The 24563-nt window shown below is 60.9% G+C and carries 17 protein-coding genes; 9 read left to right on the top strand and 8 right to left on the bottom strand.

Going from position 1 to position 24563, the window contains the following annotated elements:
• Window positions 1–214: 214 nt before the first annotated feature.
• On the top strand, window positions 215–1669 hold the full coding sequence (locus tag Q0X18_RS01310) for a choice-of-anchor Q domain-containing protein (protein ID WP_297557507.1): 1455 nt from the start codon (window positions 215–217) through the stop codon (window positions 1667–1669).
• Here Q0X18_RS01310 and Q0X18_RS01305 read toward each other — a convergent pair.
• From Q0X18_RS01305 to Q0X18_RS01270, 8 genes are all read right to left on the bottom strand, one after another.
• A complete protein-coding gene (locus tag Q0X18_RS01305; protein ID WP_297557505.1) occupies window positions 1666–4410 on the bottom strand; it encodes a galactose oxidase-like domain-containing protein in 2745 nt (914 codons plus the stop codon). The two genes, Q0X18_RS01310 and Q0X18_RS01305, sit on opposite strands and share 4 nt — an antisense overlap.
• 66 nt (window positions 4411–4476) lie before the next feature.
• On the bottom strand, window positions 4477–6048 hold the full coding sequence (locus Q0X18_RS01300) for an NAD(P)-dependent oxidoreductase (RefSeq protein ID WP_297557503.1): 1572 nt from the start codon (window positions 6046–6048) through the stop codon (window positions 4477–4479).
• A gap of 15 nt (window positions 6049–6063) precedes the next feature.
• Window positions 6064–7254 (bottom strand): DegT/DnrJ/EryC1/StrS aminotransferase family protein, encoded by a 1191-nt coding sequence (locus Q0X18_RS01295; protein WP_297557502.1) that lies wholly within the window; start codon window positions 7252–7254, stop codon window positions 6064–6066.
• Between the two features lie 230 nt (window positions 7255–7484).
• Window positions 7485–9578, bottom strand: a complete 2094-nt coding sequence (locus Q0X18_RS01290; RefSeq protein ID WP_297557499.1) for an Ig-like domain-containing protein — start codon at window positions 9576–9578, stop codon at window positions 7485–7487.
• Between the two features lie 403 nt (window positions 9579–9981).
• The gene (locus Q0X18_RS01285) at window positions 9982–10893 is read right to left on the bottom strand and encodes a hypothetical protein (protein ID WP_297557497.1); all 912 of its coding nucleotides are present in this window, start codon (window positions 10891–10893) and stop codon (window positions 9982–9984) included.
• Window positions 10894–12018 carry a glycosyltransferase gene (locus tag Q0X18_RS01280; RefSeq protein WP_297557495.1) on the bottom strand — a complete coding sequence of 375 codons (1125 nt, stop codon included), beginning with the start codon at window positions 12016–12018 and terminating at the stop codon, window positions 10894–10896.
• A gap of 37 nt (window positions 12019–12055) precedes the next feature.
• Window positions 12056–13342: an O-antigen ligase gene (locus Q0X18_RS01275; RefSeq protein WP_297557494.1), complete on the bottom strand. Its 1287-nt coding sequence runs from the start codon at window positions 13340–13342 to the stop codon at window positions 12056–12058.
• Complete coding sequence (locus Q0X18_RS01270) at window positions 13339–14769, bottom strand: lipopolysaccharide biosynthesis protein (RefSeq protein WP_297557492.1); 1431 nt, start codon at window positions 14767–14769, stop codon at window positions 13339–13341. The genes Q0X18_RS01275 and Q0X18_RS01270 overlap by 4 nt, the downstream gene beginning before the upstream one ends.
• Before the next feature lie 269 nt (window positions 14770–15038).
• Between Q0X18_RS01270 and Q0X18_RS01265 the strand changes: the two genes are divergently transcribed.
• From Q0X18_RS01265 to asnB, 8 genes are all read left to right on the top strand, one after another.
• The gene (locus Q0X18_RS01265; RefSeq protein WP_297557490.1) at window positions 15039–15827 is read left to right on the top strand and encodes a hypothetical protein; all 789 of its coding nucleotides are present in this window, start codon (window positions 15039–15041) and stop codon (window positions 15825–15827) included.
• 147 nt (window positions 15828–15974) lie between these two features.
• Window positions 15975–17147 carry a right-handed parallel beta-helix repeat-containing protein gene (locus Q0X18_RS01260; RefSeq protein ID WP_297557488.1) on the top strand — a complete coding sequence of 391 codons (1173 nt, stop codon included), beginning with the start codon at window positions 15975–15977 and terminating at the stop codon, window positions 17145–17147.
• A gap of 261 nt (window positions 17148–17408) precedes the next feature.
• Complete coding sequence (locus tag Q0X18_RS01255; RefSeq protein ID WP_297557486.1) at window positions 17409–18647, top strand: glycosyltransferase family 4 protein; 1239 nt, start codon at window positions 17409–17411, stop codon at window positions 18645–18647.
• Between the two features lie 9 nt (window positions 18648–18656).
• The gene (locus tag Q0X18_RS01250) at window positions 18657–19976 is read left to right on the top strand and encodes a nucleotide sugar dehydrogenase (protein WP_297557484.1); all 1320 of its coding nucleotides are present in this window, start codon (window positions 18657–18659) and stop codon (window positions 19974–19976) included.
• An 8-nt stretch (window positions 19977–19984) separates the two neighbouring features.
• The gene (locus tag Q0X18_RS01245; RefSeq protein WP_297557483.1) at window positions 19985–20929 is read left to right on the top strand and encodes a Gfo/Idh/MocA family protein; all 945 of its coding nucleotides are present in this window, start codon (window positions 19985–19987) and stop codon (window positions 20927–20929) included.
• 2 nt (window positions 20930–20931) lie between these two features.
• Window positions 20932–21510, top strand: a complete 579-nt coding sequence (locus tag Q0X18_RS01240) for an acyltransferase (RefSeq protein ID WP_297557481.1) — start codon at window positions 20932–20934, stop codon at window positions 21508–21510.
• Entirely contained in the window at window positions 21507–22622 is a 1116-nt protein-coding gene (locus tag Q0X18_RS01235) for a DegT/DnrJ/EryC1/StrS aminotransferase family protein (protein WP_297557480.1), read from the top strand. Before Q0X18_RS01240 ends, Q0X18_RS01235 begins: the two co-directional genes overlap by 4 nt.
• Before the next feature lie 19 nt (window positions 22623–22641).
• The gene (asnB, locus tag Q0X18_RS01230) at window positions 22642–24552 is read left to right on the top strand and encodes an asparagine synthase (glutamine-hydrolyzing) (RefSeq protein WP_297557478.1); all 1911 of its coding nucleotides are present in this window, start codon (window positions 22642–22644) and stop codon (window positions 24550–24552) included.
• Window positions 24553–24563: the final 11 nt, after the last annotated feature.

Below are 24563 nucleotides of genomic sequence, written 5' to 3'. Positions count from 1 at the left end.
TTTGTTTGCCACGCCCATTCGACAACAGTAGCCCCTGTTACGGGCGTGACTTGTCGCGTTAAATAATCAAGGTTTTTTAAATATCAGCTTAACGTTTATCAGAAAAAACTCTTTGGTTGACCCGATATCGTTTGTAACGATCTGCGGTCGGCAAGGTGCAACTTCCGGCCCAGTTGGGGCAAGGGTAACACCTTTGCCCAAGGAGCTTTGCCCAATGCAGCGATTTTTCTTCCTCTTACTGGTCGGGTTGTTGGCGGCCTGTTCCACCGATGGACAGGTGCCCCCCTCCTCCTCTTCGAACCAGGCGCCCAGCCTGCGCATCCTTAGCCCGTCCAACGGGGCCAGCATCAGCGGTTCCGGCACACGGGCCGAGATAAGCGTCAGCGACGATAAGGCCGTAACCCGCCTGACCCGCCAGGTAAACGGCGGCTCCGAGCAGGACATCACCATACAACCCACCCAGAGCGGCAACATTATCTTTTGGATTCCGTTGGTGAGCGGTAGCAACACCGCGGTCATTCGGGTCTACGATGCCGAAGGGCTAAGTGCCAGCGCCACCCTGAACTTGCAGGTTGGCGGCTCGGGTAGCGGCGGCTCGGGTGGCAGCGGCTCGGGTGGTGGTTCGTTTGGCGCAGATTATGGTGGCTACACCCTGCCCAACGGCCCCACCTACTACGTGGGCCCTGGCGGCAGCAACACCAACGACGGCTCCCGCGAGCGCCCCTGGGCCACGATTTCCTTCGCCGTGCAAAAACTCAAGCCCGGCGACGTCCTGCGGGTGCTCCCCGGCTCCTACAACGAGGCCGTGCAGGTAAACGTCTCCGGCACATCAAACCAGCGTATCACCATCGCCTCCGAAACCCGCTGGGGCGCCAAACTCAACGCCCAGGGCAACCTCTTTGGTATTGATGTGCACGGCAGCTACGTGGATATCGTCGGGTTCGAAGTTACCAACGCCACCAACAGCGGCATTATTAGCTGGGCCCCCTACAACCGCTTCTTGTTCAACCATGTCTATGGCATCCGGGCCCAGTGCGACTCCAACGGCGGGGCCGGGGTTAACATGAGCTCGCCCGACTCCTCGGATGGGGTGATGCTAGGCAACCTGGTACACGACATCGGCGACCTATCGGCAGGTTCCTGCACCCGCATCCACGGCATCTATCAGGGTGCGCCCCGCGGCCTGGTGCAGAACAACATCACCTACCGGGCCCGGGGCTTTGGCATCACTACCTGGCACGCCGCCACCGCCGTGACCATCAGCAACAATCTTTCCTTCGGCAACCAAGTTGGTGGTATCTCGGTGGGCTCGGGCGACAACACCCGCGGCAACCGGGCCGAAAACTTCCTGGTAGCCAACAACATTGTGGTGGGCAACCCCCGCGGCATTAGCGAGGAGGGCAACACCGGGGTGAATCGCTTTGTGAACAACCTGGCCTGGAACAACACCACCAACTGGCGCCTGCTCACCAGCACCCAGCAGGGCAGCCTGAGCCTCGACCCTGGTTTTGTCAACTACCAGCCCGACGGCAGCGGCAACTATACTCTGCAAAGCAGCAGCCCGGCCATTGACAAAGGCGTTACCGAGCGGGCTCCCGCCATAGACTTCCAGGCCAGGCCCCGCCTCCAGGGCAGCGCCCCCGACCTGGGCCCCTTCGAGGTGCGCTAGGGTTGGCTGGCATCCCGCAGACGCACAACCCGAGCTTCCGACGGCACCCCCCGGCCATCCAGCACGTAAAGCTGGTAGTAGCCGGGGGTGGCCAGTTTTGCATTGGCCGGGGCCGTCACCTGAAGGGTATTGGGGCCGGTGCGCGTAAAGTTTAGCTCGATAAAGCGCTGGCCCATGTTGAAGGCATGGGTTACCGCACCAAAAGCCACCAGGTTCACCCGTTCCACTACTGTGGCGGGTACGTCGGTGGTCAGGGTAAAGCTCTGGCCGTAGCTAATCCGATCTGGCGCGCTCTGCACCGCCGGACGGCTGGCAAGGCTGCCGTCGGCGTTGTGCAGGTAGGGCGGGTAGTAGATCTCGGCGTTGAGCTGGTTGACCTTCTGCGCGTTGCCCTTGGTTTTGTCGCATTCAGGTGCACTTGCCGGGTCATCCCCTCCGGTCGCTCCGCCGCCCATGGTGATGATGGTGCCATCTAGCAGCAGCAGGGCGGTGGAGTGGTAGGTGCGGGGGCACTGGGCCTCGGCAGCGCGCTTAAAGGTCTCGGTGAGGGGCGACCATATCTCGCTCTCGTACACTGCATAGGCATTGTTGAACTGAATTCCATTCTCATTCCCGCCGTTTACAAAGATGCGCCCATCCGGCATAAGGGTAGCGTTGACATGCGTGCGTTTGTAGGCCATAGGAGCTACGTTACGCACCGAAATGCTCTGGTTATTGGGGTTCAGTTCGATTACCTGGGCAGAGTTCTCTCCTCGGCTTATACCAGGAGGGTTGCTTTTTTGAACGTCACCCCCGCCCAGTATCAAAATCTTTCCCGGCTGGTACATTACCGAGGAGCCGTAGTAACGATCCACTAATGAACTGTGAACCGGGCCTAGCGAGCCCTGGCCTGTTGTGTTGATATAAAACCATTTTTCATAGTTACCTGAGAGAAATACTTGCCCATTGGGAGCCACGTGCACCCAGGGGTAAAAATGGTTGATCAGCACGTTGCCATTGATGTCAATGGACTCGGCCCCAGTCAGCCGACGAAGGGTATTTGTAAAAGGATTCCACACATCGGGTATCGTGTTCCAATCCTCTCGATATATATCCCCATCCCCATTGTGCTGGTCGCGGTTGCCCCCGATAATTAGCATTTCTTCGTTGGGCAGGGTAATCACGCTAGGGTACCAACGGCCGTGGGTCATCTCGGGGCCGGCGCTCCAGGTGTTGGTGCTGGGGTCGAAGATGTTGGTGTGTTTATGCCCAGCCGGAAATCCGTATTCACCACCACTGGCGGTGTAGTCGTAGCCCAGGTTGCCCCCGGCCAGGTAGAGTTTGCCGTTGGCGGCCAGCACGTAGCCCGAGCAGAAAAGGTCGGTGCGGGTGTTGTCGTAACGGGCCTGGCTCTGGGCATCGGTGGGGGTGCCGGGCGTCCAGACGAAAACCTGGGTGGAGGCATGTTTGCTGTAATCGCGGTAATTGTCACCCTGGCCTTTACCCACTGGGTCGAGGCCGTGGAAGGTCATCACCCGGCCATCGGGCAGCAGGGCGGCGTGGGTGGCTACGGTGGGCCAGGGCAGTTTGGGGCCAAAGTAGCCGATGCGGGCCTTCTGGTGGCGCACAAATGTCGAAGAGGGCACGACTTGCTCGGACTGGCCGGGGTAGGCCCAGCGCAGCTTGATGGCCCCGCGGGCGTCCTGGTTGTAGTACTCGAGCTTGATGCGGTAGGCCTGGCCTGCGCTCAGGGAAATGGTGGCGCTGCGGCGGGTGAGGCCCTGGTCGAACCAGGCGCTGATCAGGAGCTGGTCGTTGACCCAGAGCCGCACCCCGTCGTCGGCCAGCACGGTAAAGGTGTAGGTTCCGTTTGCCGGAGCGGTAATCAGGCCCGTCCAGCGGATGCTGAAGGTGTCGGGGCCCATACCGGGGCGCGGGGGCTGACCCGAGAAGGTGCGGTTGATGTTGGTCTCTATGCGCCGGGCAAAAAGGCCGGTGAGGTCGGGGTTGTCGAAGTATTCCACGTCCAGACCCAGGTCGGGGCTGGTCAGGGGGTTAATGCCGGGATCCTGGCTCGAGTCGTCGGCAAAGCTGTAGCTGCTAGCGGTCTGGGTGAAGCCCGGCTCGCTGTAGGCTGGGGTCTCGGTTTGCAAGGTGGCTGGGCTGCCGCTGCCCGCGCTGTTGTAGGGGGTGAGACGGTAGGTGTAGGGGGTTCCGCTGCCCACCGCTTCATCGGTGTACTCGGTGGTGCTGGCGGGCAGGGTACTGCTCAGGGTGACAAGGCTACCGTCGCGGGTACGGCGCTCGAGCACATAGCGGGCTACCCGCTCCGGGGCCGTCCAGCGCAGCACCACTTTGGGGGTGGCGTCGGGGGTGGCCTGGAAGTTGCCGGGAGCGTCGGGGGGTGCCAGGGGCCGGTCGGGGGTGGTGGCGTTCTGCTCTACCGAGCTGCTCACAGCGGCGTTGTTGCGGGCGGTCAGGCGGTAGGTGTAGGTGGTGCTGTAGTCCACGCTTTCATCGGTGTAGTCGGTATTGGTAACCACACCCAGAACGGCGAAAGCACCGCTGTTTGTTTTGCGCTCGAGGACATAATCGGTGGCCCCTGCTGCCGCCTCCCAGCGCAGCACCACCCGGGGGGTGGCATCGGGGGTGGCCTGAAAGTTGCTGGGTGTTGCGGGGGGCCTGGTGGTGTTACAGGCCGTGAGACTCAGAAAAGCCAGTACCAGTAAAAACACTCTTGGAAGGGCCAATATCTCTTTCACTCATCACCTCGTACGGTACGTCCACATTCACTTACCGCCCCTCCCTGCGGTAAGTGGGGTACAACCCTAAGCCTGGGGCACAGTAATAGACCCCTTTTCCTCCTTTGGCTCGTAGGTCTGCTCGATCAGGGACTTTTCCCAACCCAGGTAGTACTGCTTGACGGCATCGGAGGTAGCCCCTTCGGTAAGGTATTTAACGTTGGAGTACATGGCTGCCCGGTAGTCGCGCACCTTGCCGCTCTTCAGGGCCTCGATGACCTGCTGGATGCCCTGCTCCACCGTCCACTGCGGCTCGAAGCCCAGCCGGTTGCGAATTTTGGAGAAGTCTACGCGGTAGTTGCGCCGGTCACCATCGCGACCCGAATCGATCAGCTCGGCATCGGGCACCAGCTTCTTGACCAGCTCGCCCACCATGCCCAGGGTCATGTTGCCCTCGTTGCTGCCCACATTAAAGGTTTCGTTGTGCACGCGCTCTTTGGGGGCTTCCACAGCCAGCATGACTGCGCGCGCGGCATCGTCTACGTGCACAAAAGGCCGCCACTGGTCGCCCCCAAACACGGTGATCTTCTTGTCCACCACCGCTTTGGCTGTGAGCAGGTTGACCACCAGGTCGAAACGGGTGCGGCCCGAGAGACCATAAATGGTACCGAAGCGCAGGATCACCACCGAGAAATCGTCGCTCTGGAGCTGGTGCAGTACCTGTTCGGAGGCAATTTTGCTGCGGGCATAGAGCGAGACCGGGTTGAGGTTGCTACGCTCGTCCAGCACCAGGTCGCTGGCGCCGTATACCGAGCAGGTGCTGGCGAAGATAAAGCGCCGTACGTGCATACCCTTGGCAATCTCGGCGATGGTACGGGTGGCGACCAGGTTAATTTCGATGGTGAGGTTTTCGTCCAGGGCACAGGCCGGGTCACCCACCAACCCCCCCAGGTGCACCACGGTGTCCACCCCGCGCATGGCCTCCACCACCTTGTCTACCTGGCGGAAGTCGGCCTGGATGATTTCCAGGTTGGGGTGGTGCAGTACGTGGGCGATGGGCTCCTTGCCAAACAAGAGCAGGTCGAGCAGGCGCACCCGGTAGCCGCGCTCGAGCAGCCGCGGCAGCAACCCCGAACCGATGTATCCCGCCCCACCGATCACCAGCACGATGCGCTCATCGGCGGTGAGGGAAGGGATGGGTTTGGCCCTGGCCTTGCGCCGGGCCTCCACGCTATCCCAGTAGTGTACCCAGGCCCTCGAGGCCAGGGTCAGGCCGAGGGTGAAAAACCCACTGGCAAACAACACCGAGCGCGGTGGATCTACCAGCGGCAGCATAAACACCGCAAAGCCGAAGATGAGGTAGGCCAGCATTACCGCCTGGGCCACCACCAGCATCTTGTAGCGGCTCTGGTAGGCCCGGCCCCGGCTATAAAAACCGCTGGCCGCAAACACCACAAAGGCAATGGCCATCAGGATGCCCACGTTCTTGCCGTAAATCTGGGCATAGGCTCCCAGCAAAGCCGCATCGGCTGCGCCTTGGTAGGCCCATAGTAGATGTATCACCATGGCTACAGCAAAGCTGCCAGCCACCATGAGCTGGTCGGCCAACACGCGCAGAATTACGTCGGCAGTGAAGCGCAGCTCCTTCAAATAAACCATACCCTGCTCCCTCCCTCAAATCGAGGCCTGCTCCATCACCTGTTCGACGGCATCGGCGGTGGCTTGCATCTGGGCCTGGCCCAGGGTGGGGTGCACCAGGAACATCAGCGAGGTTTCGCCCAGTTCCTTGGCCACCGGCAACCGCTCGGCTGGCTGCCAGCCCCGCCGGGTAAAGGCTTTCTCGAGGTAAACCTCACTGCAACTTCCGCTCATGCAGGGAATGCCCATCTCGCTAACGGTCTGCATGATGCGGTCGCGGCTCCAGCCGGGCTTGAGCCGCTCGGGGCGCACATACACGTAGTACTTGTAGTAGGCGTGGTACAGGTGGGCGGGTACTTCGGGCACCCGCAGGGCCGGAATCTGGCGGAAACGCTCGCTCAGGTAGTGGGCGTTGGCCCGGCGCTGCTCAACCCAGCCGTCCAGTTTGCGCAGAATCACCCGGCCAATGGCCGACTGCACCTCGAGCATCCGCCAGTTGGTGCCGAAGTCTTCGTGCAGCCAGCGGAAGCCAGGGGGGTGCTGGCGGTTGTAGACCGCGTCGTAGCTCTTGCCGTGGTCTTTGAAACTCCAGGCTTTGTTCCACAGTTCGTCGTCGTTGAGGGTAAGCATCCCCCCCTCGCCGCCGGTGGTGAGAATTTTGTCCTGGCAAAACGACCAGGCCCCGGCGTGACCAATCGAGCCTACGCTCCGGCCCTTGTACCGGGCCCCGTGGGCCTGGGCGCAGTCCTCAATGACCCAGAGGTTGTGCTTGCGAGCCAGGGCCATGATGGCGTCCATATCGGCCGGCCAGCCAGCCAGGTGCACCACGATAATGGCCTTGGTACGGGGGGTGATGGCCCGCTCGATGGTCTCGGCGGTAATCAGGCCGCTCTCGGGGTCTACATCGGCAAAAACAGGCCTTGCCCCGCGCATCACCGCCGCGCTGGCCGAGGCAATGAAGGTGCGGGGGGTGGTGATAACCTCATCGCCCTCCCCCACTCCCATGGCATAGAGGGCCAGCTCGAGCGCCACTGTACCGTTATGCAGGGCAATGGCGTGCTTGGTTCCAACATAATCGGCGAACTCCCGCTCGAAGAGGCGACCTTCCTGGCCCGTCCAGTAGTTCACTTTTCCAGACTGAAGCACCTTGGCGGCGGCCTCGATCTCATCGGGCGCAAAGTGGGGCCAGGGAGCAAAAGGTACTGTGCTGAACGGTTCTTTTAGCATCTACGTGCTCCTTCGAGGTGGCTTCCTCCGAAAATATGTGCCAAAGTTTAGCCCAAGCCTCGTTATGGCGGCGTTATTCGGTAGAAATCCCCTCTGCTAAAGGCAGCATATATCGCGTTAACTTGGGCACTGGGTTATTAATGGCACGCAACACTCGCGTAACGAAGCCTATAACGCTCTTGCAAAAGTAGGGGGCTCGAGGGTACCCTCGAGCCCCAGAAAAACCACCGCTACTTCTGGCTGCCGTCGGTACCGTACTTCAGCACGAAGATATCCTCTTCGCCCTGGTTGGTGTAGCCGTCCAGCGCTCCTTTGCTCCAGCCGGTCAGGTAGAGGTCGCTGCCGCGAAGGGTGACGGCCAGGGCGATCTCGTCCTGGTCGCTGCCTTGCTGGCGGGCCCAGCCCACGCTGCCGTCGGCCAGATACTGCAGGATGAAGACATCCTTAGCACCGGCGTGGGTTGCCGTGCCGTCTACCGAAACATTGACCTCCCCCACGATGTAGACGTTGCCTGCAGCATCGGCGGCCATACCATAAGGGTTAATCTTTACCGGGCCAACAGGAGGAGGCTGGTCGATGGGACTGTACTGGCGGCGCCAGGTTTCCGTACCGCTGCTGCTGAACTTGGTTACAAACAGGTCGGTACCGCCGTTGTAGCTAAAGCCGGTCTCGTAGGCTCCGGTCACATAACCGGCCACGTACACATCCGAACCCTGCACTGCTACCGCATTGGCCCCGTCACCAAAGGGCGTACCAAACTGCTCGAGCCACTGCTGGGTTCCTGCGTTGTCGTACTTCACAACAAAGGCATCGGTTTCACCCAGATGGGTTTTGGAAGGCAGGGCCTCACCCGCAAATCCAGCGGCGTACACTTCGCCTGCAGCGGCAGCAACCGAGGTAATGCGGTCGTTGCCGGTCGAGCCGAGCCGCCGTGCCCACTGTAGGGTAAGGCCGGTGTCGTACTTATACAGCGCGGCATCTTCCCCACCTGCGTTGGTACCAGTATCACCAGGCACGGTTCCAGCGGTATAGCCGCCCACATACACGTCGCTACCCACCACCGCCACGCTGGTAAGGCCGTTCTCTACGTTCGAGGTGCTCTCGTCCAGCTTGACCGAGGCCAGCTTTGCCCCAGCCGGGCTTAGCTTGAGGATAAAGCCCTTGAAGGCGTTGCTGCTGGCGACGTAGGCGCTGCCCACCACGTAGATGTTGCCATCGGCGTCGGTGGCCACGCCTTTGGCCTGCGACTCCACGTTGGGCGAGGTGCCGGGGTCACCCACGGTGAACTGCTTGACCCACAGACGGCTGCCGTTGGGCGCGTACTTGGCCACCACCACATCCGGGAAGGCCAGCGCGAGCGTGCCCACCTCATCACCCAGCACTTCTTTAGAAAGACCCGCCACAATCACGTTGCCGCTGGCATCGGTGGTGATGGCGTTTCCGATATCGGTTGCATTGGAAGCCAGCCACTTGGTGTAGGGGCTGCACTCCACCACCAGGTTGGTCACGTTGGCCCCGCTCACGGTCACGCTGCTGGGGGCGACGGTGCAGGTCTGGGAGGGGTTGGTGGGCGGGGTCTGCACACTCACACTGTAGGTACCGTTTGGTACAGGGGTGTCGAAGGTGAAGGGGCCGTTGCTGCTAATGGTTTTGGTCTGCGAACCCAGGGCCAGCACCAGACCGCTGCCGTTCAGGTAGCGCACCTCGCCGCCCACGGTGTAAGTAGGAATGGGGGTCACGCTAAAGGTAGCGCTGCCGCTCTTGCCCCCGGCCGTGGCGGTGATGGTGGCCGTGCCCACGGCAACGGCAGTAGCTAGGCCGCTGTTATTCACGGTGGCAACGGCGGTATCGCTCGAGCTCCAGGTAAAGGTCACACCGGAAATCACGTTGCCGTCCGCATCCTTGGCTACCGCGGTGAACTGCTGGGTCTGGCCCACCTGCTTGCTGGCGGTCGCCGGGCTGACCTCGATGGTCTCGATGGTCGGGGACGGGGGCGATGGGTTGGTCACGGTAAAGGTAGCGCTGCCGCTCTTGCCCCCGGCCGTGGCGGTGATGGTGGCCGTGCCCGCGGCAACGGCAGTAGCCAGGCCGCTGTTATTCACGGTGGCAACGGCGGTATCGCTCGAGCTCCAGGTAAAGGTCACACCGGAAATCACGTTGCCGCCCGCATCCTTGGCTACCGCGGTGAACTGCTGGGTCTGGCCCACCTGCTTGCTGGCGGTCGCCGGGCTAACCTCGATGGTGCTAATGCTGGGCGCCCCACCTCCCCCGCAGGCAGCCAGGAACAGCGCGGCTAATAGTAGTACAAACCAGCGATAGGTCATGAAGTACCTCCTCAGGGTCTTTGTGGATCGAGTGATCCTAGGTTTTGAGTATAGCCACAAAAATCAAGCCGCAAATACTTGTTTGACCCAAAGACACGCCCGTAACCTAAGGCCTTAACGCCATGCAGCCCGGCGCACCAATCCATTGCCCCCACCAATACAGCATGATGCTGCCATTCGTACACACAGACCGCCCCGGATTCGCTGGCGGGCAAAACCCACAACCCAGTCGGGGGGGTTGGGGAACTCTGGGTATGGGTTGCGGTAACGCGTCGATAACGCTCGAGTTTATAGATCGCCCCTTTGTTGGGGCCAACGCTGGTAAGCTAAGCCTGCTCCCACACGAAATGGGTTGCCTTTGTGGGTTTGCCGGGTTACCCCTCGAGGCGCTTTCGCTTAATGGTTATAAGCCCGTTTCTAGAATGCCAGTCTGCAGCAGCGGCCATAAAGGAGCCAGGGGGCCCAGCAGATGAGGAAGCCCGAGTCGACGGTAGGCCAGCTCCTCCCCCAGGCGAAGTAGGTTGTCCTGCAGGTTAACGGCAATGTTGGCTTCCCAGTGCCGGGGGTGCATCAGAACTTCTACAAAAGGAAGGCCCTTCTGGATCGCTTCCAGGGGGTCACCATCGAGCCAGAGGTTGGGGTAGGCTCCATCGGAGTAACGCCGGGTGTAGTGTTGGTGCAAGGCGGGGTCGTAGGCCTCGAGCTCGATACCCAGCTCCTCACGCAGGCCTGGGTCTTGCAGCAGTTCGTGGTTGATCACCCCCAACCGGCGGTTGAGCCAGTCGCCGTGCGAGGCCACGGTGTGCAGGGGCAGGCCGGTGAGGGCCTTTATCCTGCGATAGTTCTCTGCAAACAAGGCCCGGATAGCGGGCATGTGGGCTTCTACCTCGGCGCGGCTTTTGAGGCGGTGGCGTTTGGCGTAGGTGGCGATCTCTTCGTAGTGGTAGCTGGCCTCGCTGCCCGAGGCGTGAATCTCGCGCATCAGGTTCACGTCCAGCGTAGAGAGCCGAAAGTAAAACGAGGCTTGCACACCCATTTCGCGCACAACCTGCCACAAAGCCCGCGTGGTACGTAGGTCAGTATCAATGTCCAGTCGCAAAACCAGGTATGGGCCATCCTGGAGCTGTCCGGCCTTTATCTTTTCCCAGATAGAAGCAATGGAGTGCACCTGATAGCCCCGGGCCAGGGCCTGCTCGAGCAGGCTGCGGAATTCCTGTACCCGGCTGGGGAGTAGAAAATCGGAGTAAAAGCGGTGCCATGCCTTTTGCAAGGGTGCGCTGAAGTGGGGGGTGGTGGTTACCTTGGGCTTCTCCATCTAAACACCTTCCATTGCCGGGACGTTTATCGGCTGTCGTTCGATGAGGCGCCGGTAGTACTCCAACAGGGTTTGGGCGTTCTGACCGGCATCGTAGTGGCGGTAGATGTGGGCTTGTAGCTGTTCGGCGCGGGCCTGGGCCTGTGTGGGGTTATTGCGGAGCTGGGCCAGGGCTCGCAGGATGGCAGCAGCGCTAATTTCAGGGAGGGGAAAGCCAGTCTTATCGCTAATCAGTTCGGGTATGCCCCCCTGCTGGCTGGCAATCACAGGCAGACCCGCTGCCCCTGCCTCGACCAGCACGGTAGGCAGTCCTTCGCGGTAAGAGGGTAACACCAAAGCGTCGGCGGCGGCCATGTAAGCTCGAACCACCGGGTTGGGCTGCTGGCCCAGGCTGCGAATGGCAGCGCGCGAGGTGCTTATAAGGCGCTCGCGCAAGGGCCCTTCTCCGATAAACACGGTCAGGACATTTTCGTCGTCGAGTTGCTGCAGAGCCTCGAGCAGCTCCAAAACCCCTTTGTATTTCCAGAGCGTACCCACGAAAAGCAGTACGAACTTGTCCTGCGGCAGCCCCAGCTCGGCCCGCAAAGCTGGTTTGTCAGGCCTGAACGGGCGTGGAGGGAGCCGCAAGCCCACCCGGTGGGTGATCACAGGGCGGGCCGTGAAGGACTGGGCCCGCTCGCGGATGGCCTCGCTCACCGCCAGAATCAGATCAGCCTGAGTCAGCACACGCCTGTAGTAGCGCATGTAGCGAGGGCTCTGGTAGGGGTAGGTATTGGCATCGTCGCCGTGCAGCGTAACCACCAGCGGCTTCTTCCAGCGGCGCTTGAGCAAAAGGCCCAGGGTTCCCTCCGGGTGGGCAAAGTGGGCATGAATCAGGTCGTACCGTTGGGGTGGCAGCGAGAAGGCTTTGAGGCGGTGCGGCCAGCCCCAAAAGTTCTCGCCGGGAAAAGCCGGGTAGCGGGGACGAAGCACCCCGACACCCTCCACCTCGTACCGGGAAGGAATTTGGGTGTAGGCCTGCCAGGCTGGTTTTAGTCGGGCCATTCCGGGTAGTACTGCCGGCGTGGGGGCGTATACATCCACCTGCACCCCCAGGCGCTGGAGTTCTACGGCCTGGGTCTGCACGAAAATGCAGGCTGAAGGGTGTACATTCGAAGGAAAATCAGGGCTTAGAAACAATACGCGCATAGCTGTTACCTCGAACCATCATGGCCAGACCGTGTAGAAGCGCTATGGTAAGCCACAGGTATTTGCGCTCCAAAATCCCCAAAAACGCCCCCTGGATCAGGTAGGCCAGTAGACAGGCCTTGAGAATCAGAATCAGATCCGGGTGTACCGATTGCCGCAGGCTGACTTGCAACAGCACCCACATCCAGCTCAAGAAAATGCCCAGTCCTATAAGACCCACTTCGCTAACAAGCTCCAAGTAGATGTTATGGGCCCCCCGGCCATCGGTGATGTAGTAGGTATCAATGGACTCGAGGTCAGACTCGGCAGCAACCCCCTGCCCGAACAAAGCGGTAAAGGTGCCCAGGCCATGCCCAAAGATGAGATTTTGTTGCGCGATCTGCCATCCGACCGCCCAGATGGCCGTGCGACCGGCCCCCCCATCCTCGGCCGCCGAGGTAATGCGGTAGGTCAGGAACTGGTTGACCGCAGGCAACTGAAACAGCGCCAGGCCCACCAGGCCAAAGGCCACACCCAGCGAAAGAAACTGCCGCCAACCCAGGCGGGGCAGTACCACCAGCGCTAAGGTAATAACGATGGCTACCCAGGCGCTGCGGGTGCCGGAAAGCACCACTGCCAGGGTGCAAAGCGCAAAGCAAAGAATGCTGTACCAGCGCATCCAGGGACTTTTTGTAGTCAGCCACAGCCCTACCGCCACCAAGGAACCAAGCAACACCACCGCTGCGAAATCGGCGGCATCGGCTGCCCCCGTAAAGGTAGTGCGGCTCAACGGGTTGCGCAGGTAGTTGGAGACACCCTGAACCGCCGCAATACCAGCCCCCAGCGAGTAGGAAAACAGAACGGGCTGGAGGGTTTGGGGCCTGGCCATGATAAAAAAAGCGATAGCCATAGCACCTATCAGTTGCTGCGCCCAGGCCTGAAGCTTATCCCAGGTAGCCGATGGTTCGGCCGACCAAAAATAGCTTAGAAAAAGCCACAGCATCAGGGCTGCAGCCAGTATGGAAATACGTAACCTTGGAATGAGTCGCCAGGTTAAAACTAGGGCCGGAAACCAGGCGATTTTGGGGCGCCTGATTTGAAAAACTAAAGAAAGCAAAAATAGGCCCAGGAGTGCCTTGGATAGGGTAAACACCCCTTCGATAGCAAAAACCCCCTCGAGCGGCAGGCTAAAAGTGTATAGGTAGAGCAAAATTTGTGGGAAGGCCAGCCAAGACCATAAAGGGAACAACAAGGCCGCCGTTACTGGCGCAACCGATCTCATACCAAACCTTCCTTCCTAAGTTCCCTGGCAGTGAACAATAAAACGGTAGCACTAACTAATACCGTTAGCCCCAACAGGCTCCAGCCCGCAACCCAGTGGGTGAGCCCCCACAGCAGCAACAAAGCAGGCAGGTTGAGCCAGATGTACCTGCGTAAACTTCGCCAAAAATCGGCCCAGCGCGCCCCGGCTGCGCGGAAAAATAGGCCCAGCGATATTCCGGCCACCAGCGCACTGCTCGAGGCGAACAAAAAAACTGCCCAGTACATCTGCTGGGTGGCAATACCCCAGTAGATGGCCCCCATGCGTAAGGCCAGCTCAAAGACAGTAAAAACCAACAAGGCTTGCTGCCATTCCCTAACAGTGAGCAAGGTAGAAAGGGGTTGGGCCACAATAGAGAGGAGTAAGTATGGTGCAAGTAAGCGGGCATACACCCCGGCTTCGTACCAGTTGGGCCCAAAAATCAGAGGGAAGGCCTGGGGCGAGACCACAAACAATGCACCAAATACCGGCAAACCCACCGCTATCAGCATGGTGGCAGTTCGGATGGTGAGCTGGGCCAGCTCGGGGGTCTCACGGGCTGCGGCAGCGCGCGCAAAAAAGACCTGCCCAATGGACTGGGCCACCAGGGTTACGGGGATGGTGGTAATGCGGTAACTCAGGCTAAACTGACCCATCGCAGCAGCACCAAAAAAAGCGGTCAACAAAATAAACGGTAGGTGAAAGCTGGCCGCGGTTAGTAAAGCAGCGCTGGTGCCAAAAACCAGGAAACTCCGGTAGCGGCGGGCCGTCTGTTGCAAGGTGCGCCAGGTGATGCCCTCGAGGCTCCGGGGCAACAAACGCCACAAAGCCTGAACTCCCCCCAAGCGCCCCAAGACGTCGCCCAGTAAAAGCCCCGCTGGCCCCTTAACAAGCAGCCCCAGACCCACCTGGGCCAAAGCCTGCCATAAGCCTTGCTGAAACTTGGTCTGGGCCAGTGCACCAAAGCGCTGCAGCCGCAAGGCCCACATACTGCCCGATTGCATGAGGGCTATGCAAGCCAGCCCCACCCCCACCAGAGCCGCGAACCAGCCTGGGATTTGGGCGCCCAACCAGGTCGAGAAGACATCCCGAAAAAACCAAAAAAAACCACTTATCAGCAGGCTCAGGCCCAGGCCAGCTCCCACTGCAATTAGCAAAAGCCCACGGGCTTCTGGCTCTTCTTTGGGTAGCTGGATGGCCTGCTCGTAGCGAAGGTTAATCACCACTGCCGCCAAAGAAAGGATGGAGCCATACAAAGCCCACCAGCCAAAATCCTCCGGCTTATATATACGGGTCAGAAGGGGCTGTATCAGGACGACCAGGCCCTGACCCAGCACCGTACTGCTGGCCAGTAGGGCCGCGTTCCCCATAAAGGACGTTTGTGTCAAAAAACCTTTGATTCGGGTCATACAAGGCAGTGAGGATTTTTTGTTTTGCCCTGGCTCGGGAGCATCCCCATCATCCCTGCTTCAATGGTACACAGCCTGATTCGGGCTGCCGGTTATTCTGCGTAACCCCGAGCGTTAACTGCTTGTAGAAAGAGTTATTTCGGGGGGCATCGGGTTATTTTCGCTAGCGTTCCCAGGCCAATACGGTTAGGCTGAGACCACAAGGGCCGGGCTAACCAAGAGGGGTACCCCGGCACATTATTGATCTCTGTCAAAAAACTCGAGGAAATATGATGAGAAGTACATCCAGCATGACCGATTTCGACCGCTTGCTCCTGAGCTTTAGCCGCTATATGTGGGCTTTGCTGGGAGCTTCGGTGGTAATTGCGGTTGTGGCTTACCTACTGAGCACCATTCAACCACGTGTCTATGAAGCCTCGGCCCGTCTGCTTTCGGCCCAGCCGGTGGAGCTGGGCTCTACAACCAGCTCGCCCCAGTTTAGGCCCCTGGCTGCGGCCGCCTACCGCGAGGCTGCCTATGGCACGTTGGTGCTCGAGCAGATGAATCGTCGCTTTCCCGGCGTATTACCGAAAGAGGTATCAAAAGTACGAGAGAAACTGCGCATTCGCTCTATCGAGACGGTGGGCTCGAGTTCCACCGTATTTGTATTGAGCGCCCGTGACTCCGACCCCCGCCGCTCTGCGGCCTTAGCCAATGCCTGGGCCGAAGCTTTGCGCAACTGGGAAGAGGCCCTGATTCGAGACAACTTCAAACGCGCCAGCGTCTCACTGGAAAACCGGATTCGCTGGGTAGATATCCAGATTACCCAGGCTGCCAGCCGCACCGATCAAAACGTCCTGCGGGAGCTACGGGTCAACCTCGAGCGTGAACTGGGAATCATACGCTCGCTGGAAAACAGCGCCACCGGCCAGCTCTCGCTCCTAGCCCAGGCTGAAGTGCCCACCGAAGCCATCTGGCCGCGTCCTTTGCTCACCGCAGGTATTGCTGCTATCTCCACCCTGCTGCTTGGATTTATACTGCTGGCCGTTCGAGACCGGCTGTTAAGCCCCACTGGGTAGCTGAACAACCATTCCAACAGACCCTATCTGTAGAGGTTTCTGGGCAAAAAGCCCACCACAAATCTTGGGATGGTTGTGTTGCCCAGAAACAGAATCGGCTATATTGGTGTACCACGTGTATTTGCCTCGAGAATCGTTGTGGTGCTTATGAGAAAACGAGCCATTATCCCTCGACTGCCCTTGAAGAGTATCGGCCTGAGATGGGTGGTGACGCTCCTGGTTGTTTTACTGGCTGCTTGTATTACCAGCTCTCAGCGCAGCCCCCTTAATCCCAAACCGGATACCTCTTACGGTTTGTTTAGCATTCCCAACGGCCCCACCTACTACGTGGGCCCCGGCGGCAGCAACACCAACGACGGCTCCCGTGAGCGCCCCTGGGCCACGATTTCCTTCGCCGTGCAAAAACTCAAGCCCGGCGACGTCCTGCGGGTGCTCCCCGGCTCCTACAACGAGGCCGTGCAGGTAAACGTCTCCGGCACATCAAACCAGCGTATCACCATCGCCTCCGAAACCCGCTGGGGCGCCAAACTCAACGCCCAGGGCAACCTCTTTGGTATTGATGTGCACGGCAGCTACGTGGATATCGTCGGGTTCGAAGTTACCAACGCCACCAACAGCGGCATTATTAGCTGGGCCCCCTACAACCGCTTCTTGTTCAACCATGTCTATGGCATCCGGGCCCAGTGCGACTCCAACGGCGGGGCCGGTATCAATGCCAGCCAGCCCAACGCCAGCAACATCAGCATACTGAGCAACCTGATACACGACATCGGCGACCTTTCGGCAGGTTCCTGTACCCGGATCCACGGCATCTACCAAGGGAGTCCAAAAGGTATCATCCAGAACAATATTGTTTACCGGGCCAGGGGCTTTGGCATCACTACCTGGCAGGCTGCTACCGCCGTGACCATTAGCCACAACCTCTCCTTTGCCAACCTGTATGGCGGTATCTCGGTGGGCTCGGGCGAAAATACCCTGGGCAATAAAGCCGAGAACTTCCTGGTAGCCAACAACATTGTGGTAGGCAACCCTCGCGGTATTAGTGAGGAAAACAACACGGGCGTTAATCGGTTTATTAACAATCTAGTCTGGAACAACACCGCCAACTGGGTCTTGCTTACCAGCACCCAGCAAAGCAGCTTCAATGAAGACCCTCGCTTTGTTGATTTCAAAGACGATGGCTCCGGCGATTACCGGCTGAGCAACGATAGCCCGGCTATCGACAAAGGCACTCGTGAGGCTGCGCCCAGCTTCGATTTCATGGGTTATCCACGCATCCTGGGAGTAGCCCCCGACCTCGGCCCCTTAGAAATCCGCTAACCCCGTTACCTATGGGGCTCTCATGAAGCGTTGAGTTCACATCTCTTGAGGTGAAGCTGTAACGACCAATGCGTCAAACAACCTGGCCGGGTACATGAAACTGACTAAACTACATGGGATGAGCGAGCCATACGCCTTGGAGTTGACGAGTGCAGTTTTTGTGAAGTCATGGCACAGCCTGCGAACAATGCGTTTAGTAAGAGCAATTAGCGTTTGCCAGAAACACATTGAAGCAGGTTGTAAGACTACATCGGAGGTTCTGTGCGTTTCTTGTTCCTAACCCAGTATTTCCCCCCCGAGATCGGCGCAGCCCAGGTGCGGCTGGCTTCGGTCATCCGCGAGCTGGTGCGGTTAGGGCATCAGGTAGAGGTATTAACGGCCATGCCCAATTACCCCACCGGGCGTGTGTTTGAGGGTTACCGCGGCAAACTCTGGCTCGAGGAAGACTGGGAAGGGGTGCGGGTGGTGCGCACCTGGATCTACCCCGCCATGGGCACCGGCCCCAAGCGGCTGCTTAACTACTTTAGCTTTGTGCTGAGCGCGCTGGGTGGACTGCTAAAGGTTCAAAAGCCCGATTACATCTTTGTGGAATCGCCGCCCCTATTCCTGAGCCTAACGGGCTACCTGGCCTCGAGGCGCTTTGGTGTGCCTTTTATCTTCAACATAGCCGATCTCTGGCCGGACTCGGTGCGCCAGCTCGGCCTGATGAAGGAAGGCCCTTTGCTGCGTTTGGCCGAGGGCCTGGAAGGCTGGAGCTACCGCCAGGCCCACTTCATCACCGCGGTGACCGAGGGCATCCAGAAGGTTTTGCTGGAAGAGAAAAAAGTGCCCGCACACAAGGTGCTCTACCTGCCCAACGGGGTGGATACCGATCTTTTCAAACCCATGCCGCCCGACCTGGCCCTGGCAAGGGAGCTTGGCCTCGAGGGCAAGAAAATCATTCTGTACGCCGGCAACCACGGCTACGCCCACGGCCTGGAGGTGGCCCTGCAGGCCGCCCGGCTCCTGACCGACCCACAGGTGGTGCTGGTGCTCATCGGCGACGGCTCGGAAAAACCCCGCTTGAAGCAGATGGCCCAGGAGATGGGGCTTACCAATGTGCGATTCCTGGACCCAAAGCCCCCCGCCTACATCACCCGGCTTTATTCGCTGGCCGTAGCCGGCCTTTCCACCCTGCGCGACTCCCCACTCTTCGAGATGACCCGCCCGGTCAAAATTTTTGCCGGGATGAGCTGCGCCAAACCCATTCTCTACGCTGGACAGGGGGAAGGGGCGCGGCTAGTGGAGGGGGCTCGAGCCGGCCTGGTAAGCCTCCCCGAAGACGCCCAAACCCTGGCCCACAACATCATGGCGGTGGCGCAAAACCCCCATCTGGCCGAGCAATTGGGCCAGAACGGGCGGCGCTATGTGGAGACCCACCTGAGCTGGTCAGTGCTCATCGAAAACTGGCTGTACCAGCTTCAATCCCAGCAACCCAAGGCCGAAAAAGTTCCGGTGTAAGGAGACCGTATGCAGACCGTTGTAGATCCCAAAACCCTTTTGTTGCAGCGCATCGAGGACAAAACCGCCGTGGTAGGCGTGGTCGGCATGGGCTATGTGGGCCTGCCCTTTGCCGTGGAGAAGGCCAAGGTGGGCTACCGCGTGGTGGGCATCGACCGCAGCGCCAAGCGCGTAGCCATGATCAATCAGGGCCAGAACTATATCGGTGACGTAAAAGACGAGGAGCTGCGCGACCTGGTGGCCCAGGGCCTGATCCGGGCCACCACCAGCTTCGAGGAAGTACCCGAGCTGGACGTGATTGTAATCGCCGTGCCCACGCCCCTGACCAAGAACCTGGTGCCCGACCTGCAGTACGTGGAGGGCGTGACCCGCGAAATTGCCAGATACCTGCGGCCCGGCCAGCTGGTGAGCCTCGAGTCCACCACCTATCCGGGCACCACCGAAGAGGTCATGCTGCCCATCCTGGAGCAAAGCGGCCTCAAGCTGAACCAGGACTTCTTCCTGGCCCACAGCCCCGAGCGGGTAGACCCCGGCAACGCCCGTTACACCACCAAGAACACCAACAAGGTGGTGGGCGGGGTGGGGCCCCAGAGCCTCGAGGTGGCGGTGGCTTTTTACAGCAAAACCATCAACCACGTGGTGCCGGTGAGCAGCGCCAAAGCCGCCGAGATGGTCAAGGTGTTTGAAAACACCTTCCGGGCCGTGAATATCGCTTTGGTCAACGAGCTTACCCTCCTGTGCGACCGCATGGACTTGAACGTCTGGGAGGTGCTGGACGCCGCTTTTACCAAGCCCTTCGGCATCATGCCTTTCTACCCCGGCCCTGGCGTGGGCGGCCACTGCATCCCCCTCGACCCGCACTACCTCGAGTGGAAGGCCAAGGAGTACAACTTCAACACCCACTTCATCAACCTGGCGGGCGAGATTAACCGCAAAATGCCGGAGTTCACCGTGGACAAGGCCGCCCGCGTGCTGAGCCAGCACGGCAAGCCTTTGCGGGGGGCCAAGGTGGTACTCCTGGGCATGGCCTACAAGGCCAACCTGGACGATTACCGCGAAAGCCCGGCCATCGAGGTCTTCAAGCTCCTGCAAAAGCAGGGGGCCGAGGTGGTCTTCCACGATAGCTGGACGCCGCACGTGGAGGAGCACGGGCTTGTGGCCGACAGCGTGGAGCTGACCGACGAGCTGCTGCAAAACGCCGACCTGGTGATCATCACCACCAACCACTCCAATGTGGACTACGCCCGCGTGGTGGCCCTGTCCAAAGTGGTGCTCGACACCCGCTACGCCACCCGGGGGATCAAAGCCGACAACGTGGTGCTGCTCTAGGGAGAACTATGAAGAACTTTGCACTCATCGGCGCTGCGGGCTACATCGCGCCCCGCCACCTCAAGGCCATCAAGGATACCGGCAATCGCCTTGTAGCTGCCCTCGACCCCTTCGATTCGGTGGGCATCATGGACTCGTACTTCCCCGAGGCCGAGTTTTTTACCCAGCCCGAGCTGTTCGAGGACTACCTCTACCGCCTGCGCGGCACCCCCCAGCAGGTGGACTACGTAAGCATTGCCAGCCCCAACTACCTGCACAACGCCCATATCCGCATGGCCCTCCGGGCCGGGGCCGACGCCATCTGCGAGAAGCCCCTGGTGCTCAACCCCGAGGAAATCCGGGAACTCAAAGACCTCGAGGCCGAGACCGGACGGCGGGTCTGGACCATTTTGCAGCTCCGCACCCACGAGGCCCTGCTCAACCTGCATGCCCGCCTGCAAGCCCAGCCCCCCCGCAAATACCAGCTCGACCTCACCTACATCACCAGCCGGGGCACCTGGTACCTGCGGAGCTGGAAGGGCCGCACCGAGCAGTCGGGGGGCCTGGCCACCAACATCGGGGTGCACTTCTTCGATATGCTCACCTGGCTTTTTGGCAAGGTGGAGCAGGTGGAGGTGCACCGCCGCGACGACACCGTGGCCTCGGGCTACCTGGAGCTCGAGCGGGCCCAGGTGCGCTGGTTTCTCTCGATTGACGTGGGCTATGTGCCGCCGGCCCTGCGGGCCCAGGGCAAGCGCACCTACCGCTCCATGCGCTTAGACGGCGAGGAGATTGAGTTCTCCGAAGGCTTCACCGAGCTGCACACCCGCGTCTACGAGCGCACCCTGGCCGGTCAGGGCTTCGGCCTCGAGGATACCTACGAGGCCATCGCCACCGTGGCCAAGATCCGCACCCTGCCCCTATCGGATCGCACCGTCACCATGCACCCCTTCCTTCAGACGGTCAAACAATAGTTATGGACTACTTCAAGCACGAGACCGCCATTGTGGACGAAGGCGCCAAGATTGGGCGCGGTACCAAGATCTGGCATTTCTGCCATATCAGCGCCAAAGCAGTCATCGGGGAAAACTGCACCCTGGGGCAAAACGTTTATGTAGCCAACAACGTGGTGATTGGCAACGGGGTCAAGATCCAGAACAACGTCTCGGTCTACGAGGGGGTGATTCTGGAGGACTATGTGTTTTGCGGCCCCAGCATGGTGTTTACCAACGTGCTAACCCCCCGCAGCGAGTTCCCCCGCAACACCGCCGCCGATTATGGCCGCATCCTGGTCAAGCGCGGGGCCAGCATCGGGGCCAATGCCACCATCGTGACCGGCGTGACCCTGCACGAGGGGGCGTTTGTGGCGGCGGGGGCAGTAGTTACCAAAGATGTACCGGCCTACGCCATCGTGGCCGGTGTTCCGGCCCGCATCATCGGCTGGATGAGCGCCTACGGCGACCGGCTCGACTTCAGCCAGAGCGACACCGTGACCGACTCCCAGGGGCATGTCTATCAGAAGGTGGGCCCCCTCGAAGTACGGAGGATTAAGTGAGCACCCTAACCCAGATTCCCATCCTCGACCTGAAGGCAGAGGTAGACGAGCTGTGGGACGAGCTCAACGCGGCCATCCAGCGGGTCTTGCGCTCGACCCAGTTCATCATGGGGCCGGAAGTACAGGCCCTCGAGCAGCAGCTCGCCCAGTACCTGGGGGTAAAGCATGCCGTGGCGCTGAACTCCGGCACCGACGCCCTGATCATCGGCCTGCGGGCGCTGGGGGTGGGGCCCGGGGACGAGGTGATCACCAGCCCCTTTACCTTTTTCGCCACCGCCGAGGCCATCAGCCTGTTGGGGGCCAGACCGGTGTTTGTGGACATTGACCCCCAGAGCTTCAACCTGGATCCCGCCGGGCTCGAGGCCGCCATCTCGCCCCAGACCAGGGCCATCATTCCGGTGCACCTGTACGGGAACCCCGCGGCCATGGGCCCGATTCTGGAAATCGCCCGGCGGCACGGCCTGAAGGTGCTGGAAGACTGCGCCCAGTCCTTTGGTGCCCGCTACGAACCCCTGCAGCGCTTTACCGGAACCCTGGGCGACGCGGGGGCTTTCTCCTTCTTCCCTTCCAAAAACCTGGGGGCCTACGGCGATGGGGGTTTGCTGGTTACAGCCGACGACGCTGTGGCCGAACAGGCCCGGATGCTGCGAGCCCACGGCTCGCGCAAGAAGTACCACAACGAGGTGGTGGGGTATAACTCGAGGCTGGACACCCTGCAGGCCGCCATCCTGCTGGTCAAGCTACCCCACCTCGAGCGCTACAACCAGGCCCGCCGGGCCATCGCCCAGCGCTACAACGAGGGCCTGGCCGGCCTCGAGGGCCTCCTCACCCCGGCCCTGACCCCCGGGCACGTCTTCCACCAGTACACCGTGCGGATTCTGGGCAACAGGCGCGATGCCGTGCAGAACCGGCTGGCCGAGCTGGGCATCGGCACCATGGTCTACTACCCGGTGCCGCTGCACAAGCTGCCCATCTACCAGCCCCTGGAACTGCACCTGCCCGAAAGCGAGCGGGCCGCCGCCGAGGTGCTCTCGCTGCCCATCTGGCCGCAGATGCAGCCGGAAACCCAGCGGGCCGTGATTGAAGCCGTTCGCGCCGCGGTGCAGAGCTAGATCGAGGGAGGAAGCGCTTTTGTGTGGAATTGCCGGTCTCGCGTTACGTAAGCCGGGCGCCCTGAACTGGGCGGGCCGGGCGCTGGAGGGCCTGCACCACCGCGGCCCGGACGATCAGGGCTGGCTGGCCTGGAGTCCCAGCGCTGCGGCCTACCGGGGCAAGACCTGGAGCGAAGCCCAGGGCTCGGTGCTGCTGGTGCACCGGCGGCTGTCCATCCTCGACCTGTCCGAGCTGGGCTGGCAGCCCATGTCGAGCCCGGACGGGCGCTACCACCTGGTGTTCAATGGAGAAATTTACAACTACCTCGAGCTGCGCCAGGAGCTGAAGGCCCTGGGCCACTGCTTCCGCTCCCACTCCGACACCGAGGTGCTGCTGGCGGCCTGGGCCCACTGGGGCCCGGCGTGCCTGGAGCGCCTGGTGGGCATGTTCGCTTTTGCGGTGCTGGACACCCAGGAACAAAGCCTGCACCTGGTGCGGGACTTTTTCGGCATCAAGCCGCTGTATTACTGCGCTTTTGCCGAAGGCGTGGGCTTTGCCTCGGAAATCCCGGTCTTGCTGGAGCTGCCGGGGGTGGGCCGGCAGGTGCACCCCCAGGGCCTGTACCGCTACCTGCGCTTTGGCCTGACCGATGACGGGGCCCAGACGCTCTTCTCGGATATTCGGCAGCTCCCGGCCGGGCACTACCTGCGGCTGGATCTGAATAATTTGCAGCTCACCAAGCCCCAGCGTTACTGGCAGCCCCGCTTGCAAAACCCCCTCGAGCTCTCCTTCGAAGAGGCCGCCGAGGCGGTGCGGGCCCAGTTTTTGGAGAATGTGCGGCTGCACCTGCGCTCAGATGTACCGGTGGGTGCGGCGCTTTCGGGGGGTATAGACTCCTCGGCCATCGTAGCGGCCATGCGCCACCTCGAGCCGGGCCTCGAGCTGCACACCTTTACCTACATCGCCGACAACGGCGTCTCCGAGGAGCCCTGGGCCGACCTGGTGGGCCAGGCCGCAAGGGTGCAGGCCCACAAGGTCAAACCCAGCGCCTCCGAGCTGGTCGCCGACCTCGACGAGCTTGTCCGGATACAGGGCGAGCCCTTCGGCTCCACCAGCATCTATGCCCAGTACCGGGTGTTCCGCCTGGCCCAGGAAGCCGGTATTAAGGTGATGCTGGACGGGCAGGGCGCCGATGAGGTGCTGGCCGGTTACGCGGTGTACGGCGGCGCCCGCCTGGCCTCGCTGGTGCGGCAGGGGCGCTGGCTCGAGGCCCTGGCCTTCCTGCGTACAAGCCGGCTCGAGCCCGCCCTCAAGGACACCTGGAAAAGCGCGATCGGCTTTTTAATTCCCGCATCCCTCGAGCCCCTGGCCCGTCGGGTGGCAGGGCAGGAGCTGGCCCCGCCCTGGCTCAATACCACCTGGTTTACCGAGCGCAACGTACAGCTTGCCTCGCCCCGCACCGCCCACGGACGGGAGGTACTGCGCCACGAGTTACTGCAGTCCCTGACCGAGACCAGCCTGCCCAAGCTCCTGCGCTACGAAGACCGCAACTCCATGGCTCACTCCATCGAAAGCCGGGTGCCCTTCCTCACCCCCAAGCTCGTCGAGCTGCTGCTGAACCTGCCCGAAGCCCACATCCTCTCGCCCCAGGGACAGACCAAGGCCGTATTCCGCCGGGCCATGCAGGGCCTGGTGCCCCAGGCCATCCTGGATCGCAAGGACAAGGTGGGGTTTGCCACCCCTGAACAGCACTGGTTGCACCAACTGGCCCCCTGGGTTCATCAACTGCTGGACTCCGAAACCCTGGGCCATATCTACCCCATCCAGCAGACGGCTGTAAAAGAGGAATTCGCGGCCATTCTGGCCGGACGCAAGCCCTTCGACTTTAGGGTCTGGCGCTGGATCAATCTGATCGCCTGGGCCCGTGCTTTCCACGTGCAGTTCGACTGAGCAAGTCAGGT

Origin of the sequence: Meiothermus sp., assembly GCF_026004075.1 — a bacterium.
GTDB lineage: Bacteria > Deinococcota > Deinococci > Deinococcales > Thermaceae > Meiothermus.
This window is presented reverse-complemented; position numbering and strand designations above follow the sequence as displayed.